12 protein-coding genes are annotated in these 18,411 nt (G+C 49.7%); all 12 read right to left on the bottom strand.

Annotation, left to right across the window (positions count from 1 at the left end):
* Positions 1–18: 18 nt before the first annotated feature.
* The gene (locus tag KP806_RS08465) at positions 19–1,701 is read right to left on the bottom strand and encodes an ABC transporter substrate-binding protein (RefSeq protein ID WP_224723154.1); all 1,683 of its coding nucleotides are present in this window, start codon (positions 1,699–1,701) and stop codon (positions 19–21) included.
* Positions 1,702–1,729: 28 nt separating this feature from the next.
* Positions 1,730–3,307 (bottom strand): response regulator transcription factor, encoded by a 1,578-nt coding sequence (locus tag KP806_RS08470; protein ID WP_224723155.1) that lies wholly within the window; start codon positions 3,305–3,307, stop codon positions 1,730–1,732.
* Positions 3,300–5,108 (bottom strand): sensor histidine kinase, encoded by a 1,809-nt coding sequence (locus tag KP806_RS08475; RefSeq protein ID WP_224723156.1) that lies wholly within the window; start codon positions 5,106–5,108, stop codon positions 3,300–3,302. The genes KP806_RS08470 and KP806_RS08475 overlap by 8 nt, the downstream gene beginning before the upstream one ends.
* A gap of 680 nt (positions 5,109–5,788) precedes the next feature.
* A complete protein-coding gene (locus KP806_RS08480) occupies positions 5,789–7,066 on the bottom strand; it encodes an alpha-L-fucosidase (protein ID WP_224723517.1) in 1,278 nt (425 codons plus the stop codon).
* A gap of 43 nt (positions 7,067–7,109) precedes the next feature.
* The gene (locus KP806_RS08485; protein WP_224723157.1) at positions 7,110–8,054 is read right to left on the bottom strand and encodes a carbohydrate ABC transporter permease; all 945 of its coding nucleotides are present in this window, start codon (positions 8,052–8,054) and stop codon (positions 7,110–7,112) included.
* 13 nt (positions 8,055–8,067) lie between these two features.
* Complete coding sequence (locus KP806_RS08490; RefSeq protein WP_224723158.1) at positions 8,068–8,979, bottom strand: carbohydrate ABC transporter permease; 912 nt, start codon at positions 8,977–8,979, stop codon at positions 8,068–8,070.
* A complete protein-coding gene (locus KP806_RS08495) occupies positions 8,976–11,534 on the bottom strand; it encodes a DUF5696 domain-containing protein (RefSeq protein WP_224723159.1) in 2,559 nt (852 codons plus the stop codon). Before KP806_RS08495 ends, KP806_RS08490 begins: the two co-directional genes overlap by 4 nt.
* Before the next feature lie 20 nt (positions 11,535–11,554).
* A complete protein-coding gene (locus KP806_RS08500; RefSeq protein ID WP_397376369.1) occupies positions 11,555–12,190 on the bottom strand; it encodes a YIP1 family protein in 636 nt (211 codons plus the stop codon).
* Positions 12,171–13,640 carry an NHL repeat-containing protein gene (locus KP806_RS08505; protein WP_224723160.1) on the bottom strand — a complete coding sequence of 490 codons (1,470 nt, stop codon included), beginning with the start codon at positions 13,638–13,640 and terminating at the stop codon, positions 12,171–12,173. The genes KP806_RS08500 and KP806_RS08505 overlap by 20 nt, the downstream gene beginning before the upstream one ends.
* A 15-nt stretch (positions 13,641–13,655) precedes the next feature.
* Positions 13,656–14,525, bottom strand: a complete 870-nt coding sequence (locus KP806_RS08510; protein WP_224723161.1) for a carbohydrate ABC transporter permease — start codon at positions 14,523–14,525, stop codon at positions 13,656–13,658.
* An 8-nt stretch (positions 14,526–14,533) separates the two neighbouring features.
* The gene (locus tag KP806_RS08515; RefSeq protein WP_224723162.1) at positions 14,534–15,490 is read right to left on the bottom strand and encodes a carbohydrate ABC transporter permease; all 957 of its coding nucleotides are present in this window, start codon (positions 15,488–15,490) and stop codon (positions 14,534–14,536) included.
* A 17-nt stretch (positions 15,491–15,507) separates the two neighbouring features.
* Positions 15,508–18,405, bottom strand: a complete 2,898-nt coding sequence (locus KP806_RS08520) for an extracellular solute-binding protein (protein WP_224723163.1) — start codon at positions 18,403–18,405, stop codon at positions 15,508–15,510.
* Between the last annotated feature and the right edge of the window lie 6 nt (positions 18,406–18,411).

Below are 18,411 nucleotides of genomic sequence, written 5' to 3' on the forward strand. Positions count from 1 at the left end.
CCGCTAAGTGAATGCAGCTTATTCATTCCAAAGCTTCACGCGATCCTTCACCAGCTTCGTAAACTCTTCGTTCAGCTTCTCGACGCCCGCTTTCTCCAGCTCCTTCATGAAGTCGTCCCATATGGCGTCGAATTGTTCCGGCTCTGCCAGAATCGCTTGGGTAATGCGCCTCTTCATAATATCCTGGCACTTTTGGAAGATGACATTCGCTTCAGATCCGGTCTCCATGTTGATGTTCCATGCCGCTCCCCACGGTCTGATCGGGAATTCTTCCTCGGACGGCCACAGATCCTTGTAGCTTTTGATATGGTAAGCCGCCAGTGTCTCCCTATCCGCCTGGGTGTATTCCTTCTCGATTTGTTCCGGGAAGACAGTGGTGTAATAGTTGCCCGTTGGGTCCTTCACGCCGTCACCGTAGCTCGGTCCAAATCGGTACATATCTATGCCGGTCGTTTTTCTAAAGTTCCAGTTGTCATTGACTTTCCTATTCAGAATATTTTCCGGAATGACGCGTTTGCCGTTTTCCACCTTGTAATGCTTGCCTTCGATTCCCCAGTTGAGTAGTACTTGTCCTTCATCGGACGCCAGAAAATTGAGAAACTTGATGATGCGAACCGGATCTTTGGCGCTCTTCGTGATCGAGATGCCGATCCCCGCCAAATATCCGTAGCTCTGGAAGTCATGCCTTTTGTAGGTTTCATTCAAGGTAACCGGGAAGTTGGCGTAGGTTTGGTCGAACTTGCCTTCCTTCCTCAATTCCGCTACTTCTCCGGCGAAATCCCAATCCATATCGATGATTCCCAGAACGCGTCCGCTGGCAATCTTCGCCTTGTACTGATCATACTTCTGGACGAAGCTCTCCGTTTCCAGCAAGCCGATGTCGTGCATATGGTTCAGCCATCGGAAGTATTCCTTCTCTTCCAGGCGCAGGTAATGGAGCTTCGCCTCATAAGTATCCGGATCGATATAAAATTCGCCTTCATCCGGCTCCCCAGTCGTTGCGACAGCCGGGTTGGTTACGCTAATCAAAAATTGCCATTCCCCTCCGTTCAGGGACAAGGGAATGATCGGTTGACCGTCGGCCGTGGTCTTGTGTTTGTCATAATAAGCTTTGAGAGCATTCTCGTAATCCTGTACCGTCTTGATCTGTGGATAGTTCAGCTCCTTCAGCACGGCGTGCTGCAGCCTGAAGCCGCCTCCTGCGCTGAAGTAGGTTTGGTTTACAGGTGCTGTCGGCAGGACGTATATACCATGGTCGTCATTACTCCAGCGCAAACGTTTCATGTATTCGCCATAGACCTTTTTGATATTCGGCGCATGCTCTTCAATGAGCGGCGTCAAGTCGATCAATGCTCCGGCATCCTTCAGCTTGCCCGCGCTGACTTTGGCCAAAACCATGTCCGGATACTCGTTTCTTGCCACCATTAACTCGAACATTTCCGTGTCAGTGATGTTTATCGGGAATTGCGCTTTGATCGAGATGCCGGTTTTTTCCGTTATGAGCTTGCCGACTTCGCTTTGCATGTCGTCCCATAAAGTGTTGAGGTCGCCAGATGCTAAAGTGATTGTCATGGGTGTGAGTTCTTTGCTCGACGATGCATCAGGACTGCTTGAGCTATCGGAGTCCAAGCTGCAACCGGCGGCAACAAGAAGTGCTCCGAACATGATAAGACATGCCGCTTTTTTATTTCTGGCTTTCATGAAATGCCGCCCCCTGCTCTAAAAAAAACTATGATGTTTCCAATGAAACGGCCTCAGCTTTGGGAGGAGCTCCTTTGATTGAAGATGGGGAAGCTCCTACATATTTCTTGAATTTGCTATGGAAATAACCCACATTGGGATAACCTACGAGCTCCGAAACCTCATAGACCTTGTGTCCTTCCTTAAGAAGGCGGCTCGCTTGCTGAATTCGGACCTTGTCCAAGTAGGTATGGAACGAGTCACCCGTATGCTGCTTGAACATTCTGCCCAAATATCCTTTGTTGTAATTGTACAGCTCAGCCATCGTCTCCAGCTTTAGATTTTCATAATAATGCCGCTGAACAAAATCCATCACTTGCTTGATCACCGGCAGACTGCCGTTCACCCCCAGCTTTCCTGCCAGTTCGGCGAGCTGGGAATGAGCGGCGTTCATCGCCCTATCGTAGTGGGTGTGCTGATTAAGCTCAGAAAGCAGAGGCGCATAGTCCTGGATATTGACGCTCTGATGGAGGACTGACAATTTGCTTAGCGCAACGGACAACACTTTGGTCAAGCCAGACTTGATCGCGGTTTCGGAAGAATCGTAAGCCGCAAGCGCCCTCCCCGCTTCCTCAAGCGTCTCCGCCACTCCTTCGCGTCTGCCGAGATCCAGCATATAGAACAACTTGGTTGCGAGCGCCTCCAAATTCGGCGGAGCATGACGGTTCGGCTCCGTCGCAGAATGGCTCAAGACTGGTTCCGTCACTAAGTGGATCTGTCCTTCGGCAAGCAGAAAACGGTTTTTCAACAATCCCAAAGCACTCTCGTACGATTGACGGATATCCGCAAGTTCATAGACAATTCGTCCAGCGGCGGCAGTGAAGCACAGTTGAGGCCCACACGACTCTTTCAGAAGCCGGGTCCATTCGCTTTTGGTGTCGGGCCGGTTCAGATCTACCTTCGGCAGGAATCCGATATACGGGCCGGTCTGAAACCCGTACCCGAGGCTCGCCTGCTCCGCGGCTTCCAGCCATTTCTTCTTGACGCATTCCAGATACGCAGGTCCTGCGTTAGAGTTGTCCTCCGCTTCAACCAACAGAATCTGCCTGGATTTCCCTGCGAAGCTGGTTAAGGGTACCAGTTCGCTTTCCAGCTCCTGAGCGTCTGCCGGATCAGCCGCGATCAACTTGAGGATCAGTTCCTCCCGCAGCGCGTCGGCATGGAATTCGGATAATTTTGCGCGACCTGACAACTGATCCAGTTTGGTTCTGATGCGCAGCAGTTCCTCCCTTAGCTCCTCTACATCGATCGGTTTGAGCACATAGCCGCTCACATCCATCTCGATGGCTTGCTTGGCGTAGGCAAAGTCGGCGTATCCGCTCAGGATAAGAAATTGGCACTCCCTATCCGTCTTGCGAATTTCGCGGATCGCTTGAAGACCATCCATGCGCGGCATCCGGATATCAATGACGATCAGTTCAGGAGAAAGCTCCTGATGGAGGTCAACCGCCTTTCTTCCGTTTGAGACGTCTCCCACCACGCAGAAGCCAAGCGCTCCCCAATCGACAATTTTCAGAAGCCCCTGCCGGATTGCCGGTTCGTCGTCGACCACTAGCACTTTATACATGCAAATTCCCTCCCAACGGTATGGAAAATGTTATGCGCGTACCGGATCCCGGCGGGCATTCCAGCTTTAGCCCGAATCCTTCTCCGTAAGTCAGAATAAGGCGCTGATGCACGTTGCGGAGTCCTATCCGATGCTCCTCGGCATCTTCCATATCCTGAAATGAACGCTCAATTTCCCGCAATTTGTTTTCCGGTATGCCGCACCCGTTATCCTCTACCGTAATCACTACCCGATCCGACTCTACACGAGTATCGATGATGACATTGCCCCTTTCTTCGACCTCCTCCAGCCCGTGTACCACAGCATTTTCTACTAGAGGTTGAATAATGAGCGGAGGAATCTCCACTCTCTTTGCCAAATGATCCAGATGGAGCTTGTAGGTCAAACGTTCGTCGTCGAAACGGAATTTCTGAAGTTCCAAATAGCAGCGCACAATATCAAGCTCTTCCTGGAGCGTGATCTTGCGGTCACCGATTTCAATGCTGCGCCTCATCAGTTTCCCCAAGAGATGCACGACATTGGAAATTTCTGCATCCCCCTTCAAAAACGCTTTCATTCGGATGGACTCCAGCGCATTGAACAGAAAGTGCGGGTTGATTTGACTCGCCATCATCTTCAGTTTGATGTCTCGCTGCCGAAGCTCCAGCAAGTTTTTCTGTATATGGGACTCTCTCACTTCTTCCATCAGGCTCCGGATGCTGGCAAGCATATGGTTGAACTGTTTGGATAACGCGCCTATTTCATCGTTTCCATCCACATCCGACTTCACGTGAAGATTACCCATGGATACTTTGTTCAACACTTTATTAAGCAGAAGCAGTCTGCGGGACAAAAAGGATGAGGTGAAGTAAATTAGTACGAATGCGATGGTCAAACTGGCCGCAATGATAGTGAACCCCAGCCTGCTGACCCGATTTGCGTCGTTCACGATGCTGTCGATCGTAAAGACCGAAACGACTTTGAGCCCGTTCCGGCTATATGGCGGAACCACCTCCTCCACCACAATCTTCGAGGGCTTCCCCTCATAATTAAACTCATAAGCGCCAGCCGGTTTATCGCTTAGATCCTTGGCGAAATTCATGCTGTCGATATTCCGGCCGACCCATTGCGGCTGTTTAGCAGCGACAATTAAGCCCTTCGCATCAAAAATCATCGTATCGAACGGTTCCTCGCTTAAAATCCCATTAAGTTCATCCTGGTCCATATTGATGACCAGTACTCCGTAGGAACGATGCAGCGGAAAATCAATCCTGCGAATGAGGCTGAGATAAGGGCGATTTTCCTTCGTCTCGTCCGTGATGTAAAGCCAACTGATGGACGAACTGGATTTATCCAACGCTTCCTGATACCAGTCCGAGTTCTTGACAGACTCATCCGCGTTTAGAAAGTCCCAGTTGCTCATCTTCATCGGCAGATCTGTATAGAAGCGGATGTTATAAATTTCCTTATATAACTGCACGTAATCCCGGAAATAGCGAAAATCCCAATAGGCTGTAACCATGTCGAATTTCGTCTCATATCGGGAATTTACCAAATTGGATAACCTGTCGTCGACTTGCATTTTATTCGATATTTCAATCGGCATCCGAACAATGTCCGTTACATGCTTCTTGATCTTATCCACGTTGTTCATAGTTTGCTGTGTAGCCTGGTCTAGTACGTTCTGGCGGTAGGAAGCCGTCAAGATAATGCCTACGAGAAGAACCGGGATGAACACCACGATCACGATGGAAATGATCATTTTGTTCTTGAGACGGATATTGTTCGTTTTCCTAACCGCGGCGAGGAGCTTGCTTCCCATTTCATACTCCTTTCGGATGCTTAAGTAAATCCTTGGCAGCGCTTACAACACGAATCTTACGAATGAGACTAAACTATAATCCTTGTCAAAATTATACCTTAAAAATACTCTTTTAAAAATAACATTTCAATCGCCAATGTTTAGTGGTCCACGATCATAACGTCCATTAAAAAAATTGTACAAGGAATATTCCTGGTAGATGATGTTCGCGAAAAACTAATGAGTTTGCCAGCTTAAAAGAGGCTATGGTATCGAAGGCCTAGGCTACGACGTTGTAATTAAGTTCCGGGTCGATAATTACGAAAAAGCGGTTGGCGCGGCTCTTGAAAAAGTAATGGACCAGGAAATAGCTTTCGTAAAAATCAAATACCGTGAGCATAACTGGCTCACGGTTTTTTTCATCAGCCGCAGTCTGGTTGAACTGGTTTTACCAATGACAAGCAATTCCCGTTTTTTATTCAATATGGCGGGCATGAAGAGGATTTTGCGCTTCATATTTGTCATTAATGAGGGTAACCCATACCAACGTAAACCCTCATGATTTTATAATTTGCAATACGGACTTTCCCCCAAGGCCTATAGACAGAATAAGCGATGACTCATACCTTGGTACGAATTGAAGAAAAGCCGGCTTACGTGTTTCATGCAGCCGGCTTTGTTATTTATTTATATCCCGCGCTTCATTCTTGAATTTCCAGCCTGACTACGGTATCGAGCGGCTCCCATTTCTCCTTCGGAACTCGAATTTCTATCCCCTGTTCGTTCTGCACGAAAGGAATCTCGCTGCCGTCGAGCAACCGGCAACGCGCGATTCGCTGTTCAAACGGCAGCAGCCCGATGTTTTCGAATGCCTGCATGTCTTGCACATGTAAATAAAGATCATTTCCTCTTTGGGTCATCCCGTAGATATGATCAACCGGCTCGATCGGTCCCGCTGTCGTCCCATAGATGGCTTCGCCGTTCTTCCGCATAAACGCGCCGATTTGCTTGAGCCGTTCGACCTGGCTTGAGGGGATCTCCCCTTCCGGATTCGGAGTAACATTCAATAGCACATTTCCTCCGCGGACGAAACAATCTATCATAATCTTGATGATTTCTTCCAGCGGCATCACCTGTTCCTTTGGATCATAGGACCAATGTGTGCCGATGGAAAAACATTTCTCCCAATCGATCGGAAGGATGTTCCCGGTGATCGCGTGCGTGCCTTCGTCGCATTGAAAATCGCCGGTCCATCCGGACCGCGGATTGATCACGCAAGTCGGCTGATGACGCCGAACCATCCCGTTCAGCTCCACCGGCTCCCAGAACCAGGCCGCATCGGCATCCGTTCCTGCATGCGCCAGCCATCCCCCATCATACCATAGAATGTCGATTTGCCCGTACCGGGTGGTCAGCTCCTCGATCTGAGCGTAGCATTGCTTCTTCATCAGCGCCGCATTATCGGCAAGCTTCACTGGCTCGAAGTAGCCCGGAAACCGCCAATCCATTGGCGAATAATACAAGCCGACGCGCAGTCCGGCGTTCCGGAAGGCGTCCGTGTATTCTTTCACGAAATCGCGATTGGCCGCTGCGTGCATGCTGTCGAAGCGTCCGTAGCTGCCAGGGCTGTCCCACAGCGCGAATCCATCGTGATGCCGGGTGACCATGACTGAATAGCGCATGCCCGCTTCACGGGCAAGTTGTGCCATTCGCTCCGGGTTCCAATGCAGCGGGTTGAACCTCTCAGCCAGCTTCGCGTATTCGTCAGCTGGGATCTTCTCGTTGAACATGGCCCATTCGCCGCGTCCCAGAATCGAATAAAGTCCCCAGTGGAAGAACAGACCGAGCTTCGCAACGCGCCACCATTGCATATCCTCTTCGCTCAACTTTAGCCCCGGCGCTTTAACGCCGTCCAGGCTTTTGAGCCGGATGCTGCTCTTCAACATGGACGCAAGCTCCGCCCCGCTTCGTTCTTTCATTACCAAGTCGGTACTCCTCCTTTTTAACGAATGATCGAAATGTTTAGCCGACAATGCCTGTGCGCTCGATCCCTTCAACGAAATACCTTTGCACAAAGAAATAAATGATAATTAGCGGCAATATAGCCAACAGAATGCCTGTATCCTGCACCATGCTTAAATAGAAAGGATCTGCCTGGGAGGAACCTCCGCTAACAAGACTGTTCAGGTTGTATGGCAAGGCAGACAGCTGCACAGACATGACCTTGCCTGATGACAGATACGTTGTCGTAAAGAAGCTGTCGTTCCATTGCCACACGAACGAAAAGAGCAGCACGGTGATAATCGCCGGGATCGCGTTTGGGAGCATAATTCGGGAAAACGTCCTTCCGACCCCTGCGCCATCGATATAGGCGGCTTCCTCGACCTCTTTCGGAATTCCCCGGAAAAATTGTCTGAATATAAAAATATAAAGTCCCGCCTTCAGCGAGTTGGCTGTCAAGGCTGTCAGTATGAACGGCCAGTAGGTATTCAGCAAATTGGCGGATTTGCCCGTAAGCAATGGAATGAGCCCCATCAGCGTAAAATCCTTCAGATTGAGATAAAGGGGGATGAGAATCGTCGAAGGCGGAACCAATATGGTCAGAATGACTCCGGCAAACAGCAGATTGCTTCCTTTAAATTTCAGCCTTGCAAATCCGTAGCCAGCCAAAGCGCATGTTATCGCGGTAAGAATTGTAGTGGAGATCGACAGCGCAAAGGTATTGACCAAGGTTTCCCAGTAATCCATAATCTTGATCGCTTGCTTGAAATTATCCCAAGTAAAGTGGATGGGAATCCACACCACGATCGGCGAATATAGATCCTCCTTATCTTTAATCGCTGTCGAAACTTTTTGCAAAATCGGATACAAAATCAAAAACGACAGCCCTGCAATCAATACAAGACGGACGAATGACCAAATCCATTTTTTCCAGGACTCTACCGATAACAGTCGGGAATTGTGCACTCGTACATCCCCCCTAATCATAATAAAAAACTTTCCTCGATATCAGATAGGTGCTTACCAGCAAGATTAGAGCAACGGCCAGAAAGTAAATCGTTGCCATTGCCGAGCTAAGACCGAAGTTAAAAGCGGAAAAACCGGTATCCAGAATCAAGTCCGTTATTTCGTTGGTGGAAACCGAATCTACAATGGTATAAATCACATTGACCAGAATAAGCGGACTGACCATCGGAAACGTAATCTTCCAGAAGGCCTCATAGCCGGTTGCCCCTTCCATCTTGGAGGCTTCGTACAGCTGCGGCGAGATGGTCTGGATTCCCGCGAGGAAGATCAGAATCTGAACGCCCGATTGGCTGACAATCTGATAGATACGGTCAACGGAACCTGTGAGGTAATTGACGATCCATTCGCTAACCCCGGCTTGCAGCATCAGCTTCTCCAATTCAAAGCTCTGTAACGAACGAACGACCTTAGCCCCTGAACTTGCATCGCTTATCGCTTGCACCAAACTTGTGCTCTCCAGATTCATAATAACGCCGGAAACCAGTATGACGGGAAGGAAGAAGATCGCCCGGGCAGCGGATCTTCCGATGAATTTCTGGTTCAGCAGCACCGCCAGAAATAAACTGAAAATGACGATCAGCGGAATATTGACCACGATATTCACGATCGATTCAGTCAAAGCGCGGTTGAAGCTTGTGTTTATCGTTAAGGCTTCCACGTAGTTTTTGAATCCAATGTATTTAACCGTGATCCCTTCCGAATTGGCCGTTATCGAGCTGAAGCTGAATCGCAATGAACTCAACAAAGGGACAAAGAAAAAGAGAAAAAATCCAAGCACCCATGGTAAAACGTAAAGCAAACCCCATAGTGCCTTTTTTTCCGTGTAAGACCTTTTCAACATCCGAGGTTTAAGTATGGATTTCATTTTTGTACACCACCCGTTACATAGCCTCCAGCTTCGACGTTTAGGCCATCCGCCTGTACCATTGATCGATTGTAGTTCACAATGACATAGATACCGTTCTCATAAACGGTTTTGAAGACGCCGTCGCTTAACTTCTCGTGCGAGATTATCTTCCGGTTCTGCACTTTGCCCAAAACTTCATTCACATTCCCATAGATCTGTGCAGCCTGATCCAGCCATTGCTCGTAATGAACGGCGTACAAGTCATCGTAATCCGTATCCTTTACTTTATAATTCGGTTCATGAATCCATTTGAAGTAAACGCCGGAGCCATATTCCAGACACTTCAATATATACTGGTTCATGTCGGTGTAATTCGACAGATTATAAGGCATGCCCGTATAATCGATATATCCGCGAACGACCATTTGATAGAATGGAATTTCTTCGTCTTCAATCTTGAATCCGCTATTCGTCATCGGCGCATTCGTAATATCCGTAACGTATGGAAACGCATAGGCATTGCCGCCATTCGCCATAATCTCTAGATTCTGTTCGCGAATCTTGGTCAGCGCCTGTTCCGATATCGTTTCGGATTCCGTTCGGTCGATCTGATCGTTTGTCCGATAGTCGGTGTTCAACCGGCTGCCCAGATCCTGCAGCGATATCCCTTCAAGACGATAGTCGTCCAGTTCGTTCAGCATGGAATCCACAACATTCAAAATATAACGCGGCGATACGACATAGGACGGAGCTTTGCTGCGGTCGCGCTGATTCAAGACCGGTTCAATCGGGTAGATCTTGGCAGGATCTCCCCTTAATGTTCTGGAAGCCTCCTTTGTTACATCAAAACCATCGCTTGTACGCGCCTCTGCGATGTAGACGTCCGGGAAAAAGGAAAGGTGCTTGTCCCGAGCGAAGGAAATAAATTCCTGAAGCGCTTTGCTCCCTCCTACCGCTCTATCGACCGAAACCTGATCCGGAACCTGATGATCAAGTCCTTTATTAAACCAACCTGAATACTGAAGCTTAATATTGCGAATATTGCGGTTCTGCACCTGATTTACGATATCCTCTGCCTGTTTAAAGGTTGTCAGAGGTTCGAGCGCTTTATAGGGAATCCCCGCCGCATGCTTATTTTTGGCGATGCTTCCTATCAGCTGCAAATAAAACGGCGCATCCCATCCGGAATTTGATTCGCTTGCCGACTTCGGTTCGGGAAGTCCATGCGTTTTGATCAAATACTGTTGATAGTACTGCGCCATCCCGGAATAAGTAGCTTCATCCCCGCTCAGAAAAGCGTAACGGATCGTAAAGTCCGATTTTGTCGGATTCTCTTGATACCTGGGCAAGGAACGTTCCTGTCCGTTCGCGTCCAGGGAAACCTCGTCCTTATTGACCACATAAAAGCTTGGATAAATGTAATTATAGCTATTCAGCCTGCCGCTTACATCAGCATGAACGCTTGCAACGGAATCGCCTTCTTCAATAATGCCGAGAAAGGCTCCATCCCTGCGGATCATTCCGAATACCGGCAATCTGGCTTTTTCTTCCCAGACGCCGTCATTGGCATTATCCATCGTTAGATCGGATCCATAGATCCTTTGTTCGTATGACGAATAATTAATTTTTCCATTGTTGAAATGAATGAGCGCTCCGGATCCGTCCGGTACAAATAAGGAACCTTCTGACTCTTCTCCTTCTGCGCCGAAGAAACCAAGAACCGATATCGTGTTGATCGGATACTCATCTGAGTAATGAATGCCGGATGCCGGCACTTTGACCACGAGACTATCGCCATCCAAGGTATACTCGATCGAGGCAAGGAATATACGCGGTTCGGGTTTGGTTTGCTCCAGCTGCAGCGCCTCGAGATCCTTCCGGAAATCTTCATCCGTATAGCCGGCATCTTCGAATGCCTGGAGAGTCCGTTTCAGTTGAATCCCGGCCAGAGATTCATTTCGCACATACACAGAAGGGTCAGTGTCCTCTTTGTAGGCAATCATCAGCGCACGCTGTCCCGTTTTATCCACTTTCCCCTTAAGTTCCTCTAAGCGCGCTTTCGTCAGCTTGCTTGGAATATCGTCAGCCGTTTTTTCGTCCGTTCCGAATTGATAAGTCACTCTGATGCCATTTGCAATGTTTTCGAATTTGACTTGCTTATGAATAACGCTATCCGTATAGGAGTTGACCGAGCTGAGCTGGCCGAACGCGTTATGGAAATCGAGTTTCAATTGAGCGGATAATAAATCCTTGTTAATTCCTGTCGCCAGTTGATCGGAATCTCGCTCCGGCGGGTTGCTGTACCATACTTCTCCGCTGCTTTTATCGAGGACGGCAATAACGCCCGACTGATCGTCTGCGAATAATTGCAGACGATTATTGGCTGCAACACCTTTCATATCCGCGACTCGAGGATCCGTGAAGGAAACGGCCAAAGCCGCTCCCTTAACAAATTCTTCTGCAACAGTACGATTTGCCGCCGTTTGTTTGTCAGAACCGGAGCCCGCACACCCGGCAGTCATTATTCCGATCAGGAACAACGAAGTCAGCAAGGCATATCTTTTCAAATTCATGGCTGCGCATGCCTCCTTCCTTAGCTTCTCAGGTCAATTTCTTGGTAAATAATTGTTACAAATGATGAGATTTGCTGAATCAGGCTGAAGAACAGCAAGCACAAGAACGCCAGAAACCCCATGGCGACAACCGATAACAGAAGGGTGCCTATAGTTTTTGAAGGCGTAAATTGATGAACCGTCATATTCCCGACAAACAACAGATACATGGACCAAATGACGGCGACGCTGTTCGAGAAATAGTAGAAGCTCGTCTCCTGGATCGAAATGACGTTGCTTAACCAAATCCACGGAAATGGGATAATGACCATAGGAATGAAGGCAAAGCATGTTGATGTGAAAATTTCGACAAATTTCCCTTCCCCGTCCATCAAGGTCGTGAGCGACCAATTGGCCACGCACCAGAACAACACCGGAAGCAGCACGTATAGAACCTCCATCAAGCTGTTCATGTCAGCGGGATTGTATATATGAACGAGGAATCCGCTATACTGGCTGCTCATGATATTGGTGACAACCATGAGGAACAAGATCAAGAAGGAAACGATCAGATTGGTTTTCTTGTTCCATTCGTACTTCAAATCCCAATAGCCGTTAAAAGGGTGTAAAATCAGATAGAATGGGTATTTAAGCATTTCACTGTTCAATTGCGGCACGTTTCCTTCCCCCTTTCCATTGCCGGAGCTTCCTGAACGCGATCGTGCCGAGCGCCATCAAGACAATGCCAGTCATGATCGCAGGGAAGTATTCGCGCAGCACTTCCTTGCGATAGAGCAGGAATGCCTTTGAATAGTTCGGCTGATCCTTGCTTCGCTTAAAATATTGCATCGCCTCTGCGTATTCGCCTTTCCGAAGCAGCGCTTTGCCGATCCCGGCATAGGCGAATTCCAGGTTGGCGTTCATATTGATCGACTTCTGGAATAATGCGAAGGCCGCTTCTTCATCGCCCTTGTAGTAGCTTCGAACAGCTTCGTTGAGGGTCCGGCCGTATTCCGTTGTCTCGAATAAAGTGATTTCCCCGAGCGCCTTATCCAGGACGAGAAAATGATCCCCTACTCGCTCGATGGCTGACGGCGTGTTGAATTGTCCCAGCCGATTGCCCAGACCGCCGAATACATACATGAAATGTCCGTCGCCGTTGTATGTGAATATCCGTCCGCGCCTGGAATCAAGCACCGAATAGATTTCACTGTCCGCGACATCGATGTCAATCAATCTCGAAGAGTCCATCTGAGACGTGGCAGCGATGTCACCGCGCGGGCTGAAATAACCCGTTCGCCTCAAAATATCGTTCCCCTGGGCATTTAATTTCTTGATCGTATCGCCAAACCTGTCGCCGTTTGTCGCATAAATAAATCCTTCATCGTTAATATCCAGGTTCGTGAATTCCGTAGGCGTAAACATGACCATCCGGCTCCGCTGGGCGCGGGTAGACAGCCGTTTCCATAACAATTCGGCCGGATCGATCCTTACGCGGTTCGCGCCGATGAACGTCGAAAATTCGCCATTTGCGTTAAATTCCATAAACCCGTCAAATACGCCGGCGGCCATGACATAAATCCGCTGGGCCTTATCGACAACGACACGAGCAGGTTGGAACTGAAACTTATCTTGAAATAGCTCGGACTCAGGATTCTCGATCACCTTCACAAGCTTACCATTCGAATCGAGGTGGACAATTCTTTTATTTCCCGTATCAGCGACGTATATATGCTTGTCTTCGGTTACAAACAGGCCCTGCGGGCTCATAAACTTAGCGGGCTCCTCGCTCCCCTCGAAGGAATCGATGATTCGAACCGGCTTGAAGCTCGCATCCATCACCACGATTCGATTATTGCCGGAGTCCAGCACATAAATTTGCTTGTCTGCCGTAACGTGCATATCGTTCGGTTCCTTGAATGGTCCGACTCCCAGACTGTCGCCATTCAAGATAGCCGTTGCCCGATAGGCGGCAGGCGAGGCGACAGTATCTCCCCAGTAGGAATAATTATAGGATGCGGGAGTTTCATCGGCATGAACGATCGCGCTTCCCATTCCCATGCTTAGCAAACAGATGAGCGTCGTGATGACAAATGTCCTTGCTTTATAGATGATGCTGCTCAACATCGCGTCTCATCCTTTCTACTCTTTCATCCCGGAGGTCGCCATCGTCTGCATGACGCTGCTCTGCGAGATGATAAAGAGCGTAATCGGAACGATCATCAAGAGAAGGGCGACCGCCGCTCCAACGCCTGCGCGGGCGATTCCGCCTGCCGAGATTTGGCCAAGCGCGTAATGGAGCGTCTTCAGGTTCTCGCTATAAATGAAGTTGCCTCCGTCGGTCCCCCATAATGCGGGGAACTGCAAAATCATTAGCGTCAGCCATGCGGGCTTCACGTTCGGCATGACGATGCTCCAATAAATCCGGTATTCGTTCGCTCCGTCGATTTTGGCCGCTTCCAGCAGCGCATCCGGAATCTGTTCCATGAATTGCTTCATGAGGAACAGTCCGAGAGGGAAGGCGAGAGACGGCACGATAACCGAGGCATGCGTATTGATCCATCCGAGCCAGGACATGACCACATAGTTCGGAATCGCAGTAACATGTCCCGAGAACATCAGAGACAAAATGACGATAGAGAACAGAGTCCCCGATCCCCAGAATCGGTATTTCGCCAGAGGATAGGCCGCCGCAGACGCCAGCAATATATGGCCAGCCGTCCCGGCGATCGTGATAAACAGGGTGTTGGCAATATAGCGGGACAGCGGCACCCATGAGTTTCCCATCAGGGCGAACAGGTCAAAGAAGTTGTCCAGCGTCGGATTATTGACCAGAAACCGCGGCGGGAAAATAAACAGTTCGTCAAGCGGCTTGAATGCATTGCTGACCGCATAGATGAGCGGAAGCGCCATAAACGCGCCGAAAACGGCAAGCAGCGCGAACAGTAAAAAACTGACGGCAAAGGATCGGTTTAACTGCCTGGGGGCCCGGAATACAGCTAGCATCCTCATAACCAATTTTATTCACCTACCTTTCGCAACAGTTTTTGCGTCAACTTATTGGAGCCGATCATAATGCAGAAGAGCAGTGTCGCGATAGCAGATGCATAACCCATCTCGAAGCGGATTGTGCCGAAGTCCATCAAGTGCGTTACGATGGTATGCCCCGCGTAGTTAACGCTTGGAAATCCGGCTAGCGCGATCGATATGTCGGCGACCGCAAGCGAGCCTGTAATCTGCATAACGGCTCCGAACATCAACTGTGGCCGCATGGAAGGCAGTGTGATGAACCATAGCTCCTGCCAGCGGTTCTTGATGCCATCTACGGCTCCTGCTTCGATCAGCGAACGGTCGATCGTCTGAAGACCGGCGATGAAGGCCAGGAAGCTGGTCCCCAGGCTAAGCCACAACTGGACGATGATGATAATAGCCAGAATATATTGTTCGTTCGAAAGCCATTGAATCGGTTCGAGAATAAAACCGAATCTCATGAGGAACCCGTTCAAATAACCGTAGCTGTCTCCAGAGAATACGATCAGCCAAATAAAGAATACGTTCCCCGAAATGGACGGCGCATAAAACACAAGGGTCATAAACGCTCTGACCTTGGGCGACAGTTCATTGATAATCCAGGCAAACAGGAAACACGCGATATAGCTGACTGGACCGGTCACGACTGCGAACATGAACGTATTCTTCAGGGCGATCATGAACACATCGTCGCCCAGGAACAATCGGGAGTAATTCTGCCAACCTACGAATCTCGGAAACTCCAGCATGTTAAAATAAAAGAAACTGAGTGCCAGCGAGATGACGACTGGAATGACTGTAAACGTGAAGAAGATCAGCATGTACGGACTCATCAGCAAATAGTAATGCTTGTTTTTTCGAAGCTCTCGGGCAACATTGGCGAGTCGTGACGGCTTCTTTGCCTGGATGAGGCTCGACGCGGCATGACGGTTTGCTTCTGCTTGCATCGGCTTCCACCCCCTAACTAATTCTGCAGATTGAATTCCTGCCGCTTGAGTGCGATTTCGTCATTCATGTACAAAATATAATCCGAGAGGGCTTCGCGCGGATTCTCACTCTCGTTCACGACGCGACGGAAGGCGTTATCCAGATGCCTGCCGGTGAAATACCCGCCCGGCACTTGAGGGATACCCCTCACCCATTGCCATTGGCGTTCAAGATTGTTGAAATCCTTGACCGGCCATGGCAGCTGCTCCAACGCTTCGATGTTGGCTGTCGGATATCGCGCAGCCTCGCCGAGCAACCCTTCCAGCTCTCGTCCGTAAGCGATTTGGGTATCCTTGTCCGTCCACCACTTCATGAATGACCACGCCGCGTCCTTGTCGCGGGCATTATCCAGCATCATGACCGCGGTCGTATGGCTGGCGACCTCATGACTTACGGAGCCGTCCTCGCGCTCGGTGCCGGGTACGATGGTAAAGTCCCACAACCCTTTGATCTCCGGCGCCAGAACCGTCAGCATATTGTACGTTGTATAATCGGCAATACCGATAGGCATCTCGCCAGTCCGGAACCGATTAGCGAAATCCGCTTGCAGCGGAAATTTGTAGTTCGTATAAAATTGCGTCCAACGCTTGAAAACCTGCATGGAAATCTCGGAGTCGAGTGCGCTCTTCCTGTCATTGTCCCGGTAGAATTCGCCGCCGTTCTGGTAGAGCAGCATGGCGAATGCCGCATTCGGAACCAGAGTTGCATTGTTCGTAGCCGATTCGATCGGCAAGTAAAACTCCATGTTGTGCTTCTGCAGCACCGAAATCATATTATACACATCCTGCCATGTCTTCGGAGGCTCCAAGTCCAGCTCTTTGAGAATATCCTTGCGATAGAAGAGCATCGGGAAAGTCTGCTGCTCCGGCAGCGCATATACCCCTTCGTCATAGGTGTAAGGAGTTATGGCGCTATCGCGGAACCTTGCGGCGACTTCCTCGAAATCCGGGAAAGCAGTCAAATCGGCGGCGGCGTTCCTCATCGCATAATTGACAGGGACATCTTCGCCGGCCTGCAAGGCAACATCAGGTCCTTCACCAGCCAGGACAGCCGGAAGCAGGATGCTGCCCGGAACGAGCCGTAAATTTACCGAGATGTTCGTCTCGGGCGTAAACGTGTCGTCAATCAACGCTTTCAATACCTGCGCCTGGTCCCTTCCCGTCGTTACCCAAACCGTAACGGAACGCCCGCTTTCTTCCGTGCTGCCGATACTATCGTAGTCTTCGGTATAAGAGGCGGCGTAAGCGCCTAGCTCGTGCTTGACCTTCTCGAGCAAAGTCGCTTTCGCTCTCGGAAGCTTGCTGTCCGGAGACGCGACGATAAGATAATCGAGCGTAAGCGGCTGTTCGCGCACGGTCAGAATCCACGTGCCAAGTCCGCCGACATTCACCTTGAAGGAGTTCAGTCGGTTCGCGATCGTTTCTGGCTTCTCCGCCATTTCGTTCAACTGCCTTACCATCGTATGAAGAATGGCGACTTTATCGCTTCTCTCCCCTGTCGATTGTTCGAGATACTCCGCCACGGCCTGGATATTGCCAGCTTGTTCCCGAAAAGCATCGATCATGCCGGGAATCCGCTTCTCCAATTGATAATCGCGGTTAGGGTCCGGCGTATTTGAGATCATTAACAAAATTTTTCGATACATTTCGTTAAGCTTCAGCACGCTCGACTCGATCGTCTCTATAAGCGGAGCGAGCTCGCCGAGCGAGACCGCCATACGAATGGTATGTTTCCCTTTCGTCAGATGGAACAGGTAAGGCTCAGCCCCTCCCAGCACATCTGTCTGCCATTCCATATTGAAGTCGAATCGCGTCCGCTTCATTTCCTGGAATGGATATTTGCCATCGATCATGATGCTGCGCGTCGCATAGACGCCCCGCAGCTGATCCTGTTTGCGCTTCAGCGCAATCTGGTACAACCCATCGTCTTCCACTTCGAATTCCCATTCCATCCACTGCCCCGGCAGCTTCCAGTTAAGGCCCCCAATCGCGTTGACCCGAATTTTCGAAGCGCTGTACGGCGTGACCGCAGGGCTTGACCGATCGGAAAGCGGATAAAGCGTAGGGGAAGATTTTAAGGTCGCATCCTCAGCCTGAATCACTATGAATTGACCCTCGGCGGCTGCAGCTCCCTCGGCTTCATATTCGGCTTTCCGTTCTTCATAGGTTTTTGTCTCCGGTTCCTGGTATAACTCGATATAGTCGATAGCCATCGGTTCCCTCAAGGAAGTCAATGAAACGGTCTGAACCCCTTCGCTGAAATAAAACAAATAGGGCTCGTCATTGTAACCTTCGCTGTCCTCGAAGGATGCGATTTGCCAAGCAGGTTTCTCTATCTGCCTCGGGCGCAAATCGTTTCCGCGATTGTCCCGCTCGATTTCGTCTTCGCGATTGCCCCAATATCGATCGAACAATAAAATTTCGGCTTCTTTAAAAGGCACTTCCTGATTGATCGCGAACTCCCTCTCGATAGCGGAGCTTTTCCCCTCCATAGGAAAATAATGAATTCGAACATGGTATAGACCCGGTTGATCGACCTGGACCCTCCAACTAATCGTGCCCGACTCGGGCGTCAACACAGCTTGACCTTGCAGGCCTTGAAATCCATCCGAAAGCTCAAAGCCGTCCCCTTCGAGTGCGGCATATTGCTCGCCTTCGATTCGGATTTCCGCCGCCGGTCTGTCTGCGTCTGAGTAGCGTTTCATATAGGCGCCATATCCGTCATTTGCATCAGAATCCGTTACCGCTGCAAAATCGCTAATAGCCTGAACATCGCCGTTGCCTTTTTGGTTTGATGAGTAGAGAGCCCATATGGACAAACCTAAAACAATAAAAACAAGTATCCACTTCACTAATTTCTGGCGTCTGACGCTCAATTCTGC

The sequence above is a fragment of the Paenibacillus vietnamensis genome (assembly GCF_020169515.1).
Lineage (GTDB): Bacteria > Bacillota > Bacilli > Paenibacillales > Paenibacillaceae > Pristimantibacillus > Pristimantibacillus vietnamensis.

What these genes read in the sequence shown, in the direction of transcription:
- KP806_RS08470 (WP_224723155.1), bottom strand. Translation starts at nt 3,307, where the DNA reads ATGTATAAAGTGCTAGTGGTCGACGACGAACCGGCAATCCGGCAGGGG.
- KP806_RS08475 (WP_224723156.1), bottom strand. Translation starts at nt 5,108, where the DNA reads ATGGGAAGCAAGCTCCTCGCCGCGGTTAGGAAAACGAACAATATCCGT.
- KP806_RS08495 (WP_224723159.1), bottom strand. Translation starts at nt 11,534, where the DNA reads ATGAATTTGAAAAGATATGCCTTGCTGACTTCGTTGTTCCTGATCGGA.
- KP806_RS08505 (WP_224723160.1), bottom strand. Translation starts at nt 13,640, where the DNA reads ATGTTGAGCAGCATCATCTATAAAGCAAGGACATTTGTCATCACGACG.
- KP806_RS08480 (WP_224723517.1), bottom strand. Translation starts at nt 7,066, where the DNA reads ATGAAAGAACGAAGCGGGGCGGAGCTTGCGTCCATGTTGAAGAGCAGC.
- KP806_RS08465 (WP_224723154.1), bottom strand. Translation starts at nt 1,701, where the DNA reads ATGAAAGCCAGAAATAAAAAAGCGGCATGTCTTATCATGTTCGGAGCA.
- KP806_RS08510 (WP_224723161.1), bottom strand. Translation starts at nt 14,525, where the DNA reads ATGAGGATGCTAGCTGTATTCCGGGCCCCCAGGCAGTTAAACCGATCC.
- KP806_RS08490 (WP_224723158.1), bottom strand. Translation starts at nt 8,979, where the DNA reads ATGAAATCCATACTTAAACCTCGGATGTTGAAAAGGTCTTACACGGAA.
- KP806_RS08515 (WP_224723162.1), bottom strand. Translation starts at nt 15,490, where the DNA reads ATGCAAGCAGAAGCAAACCGTCATGCCGCGTCGAGCCTCATCCAGGCA.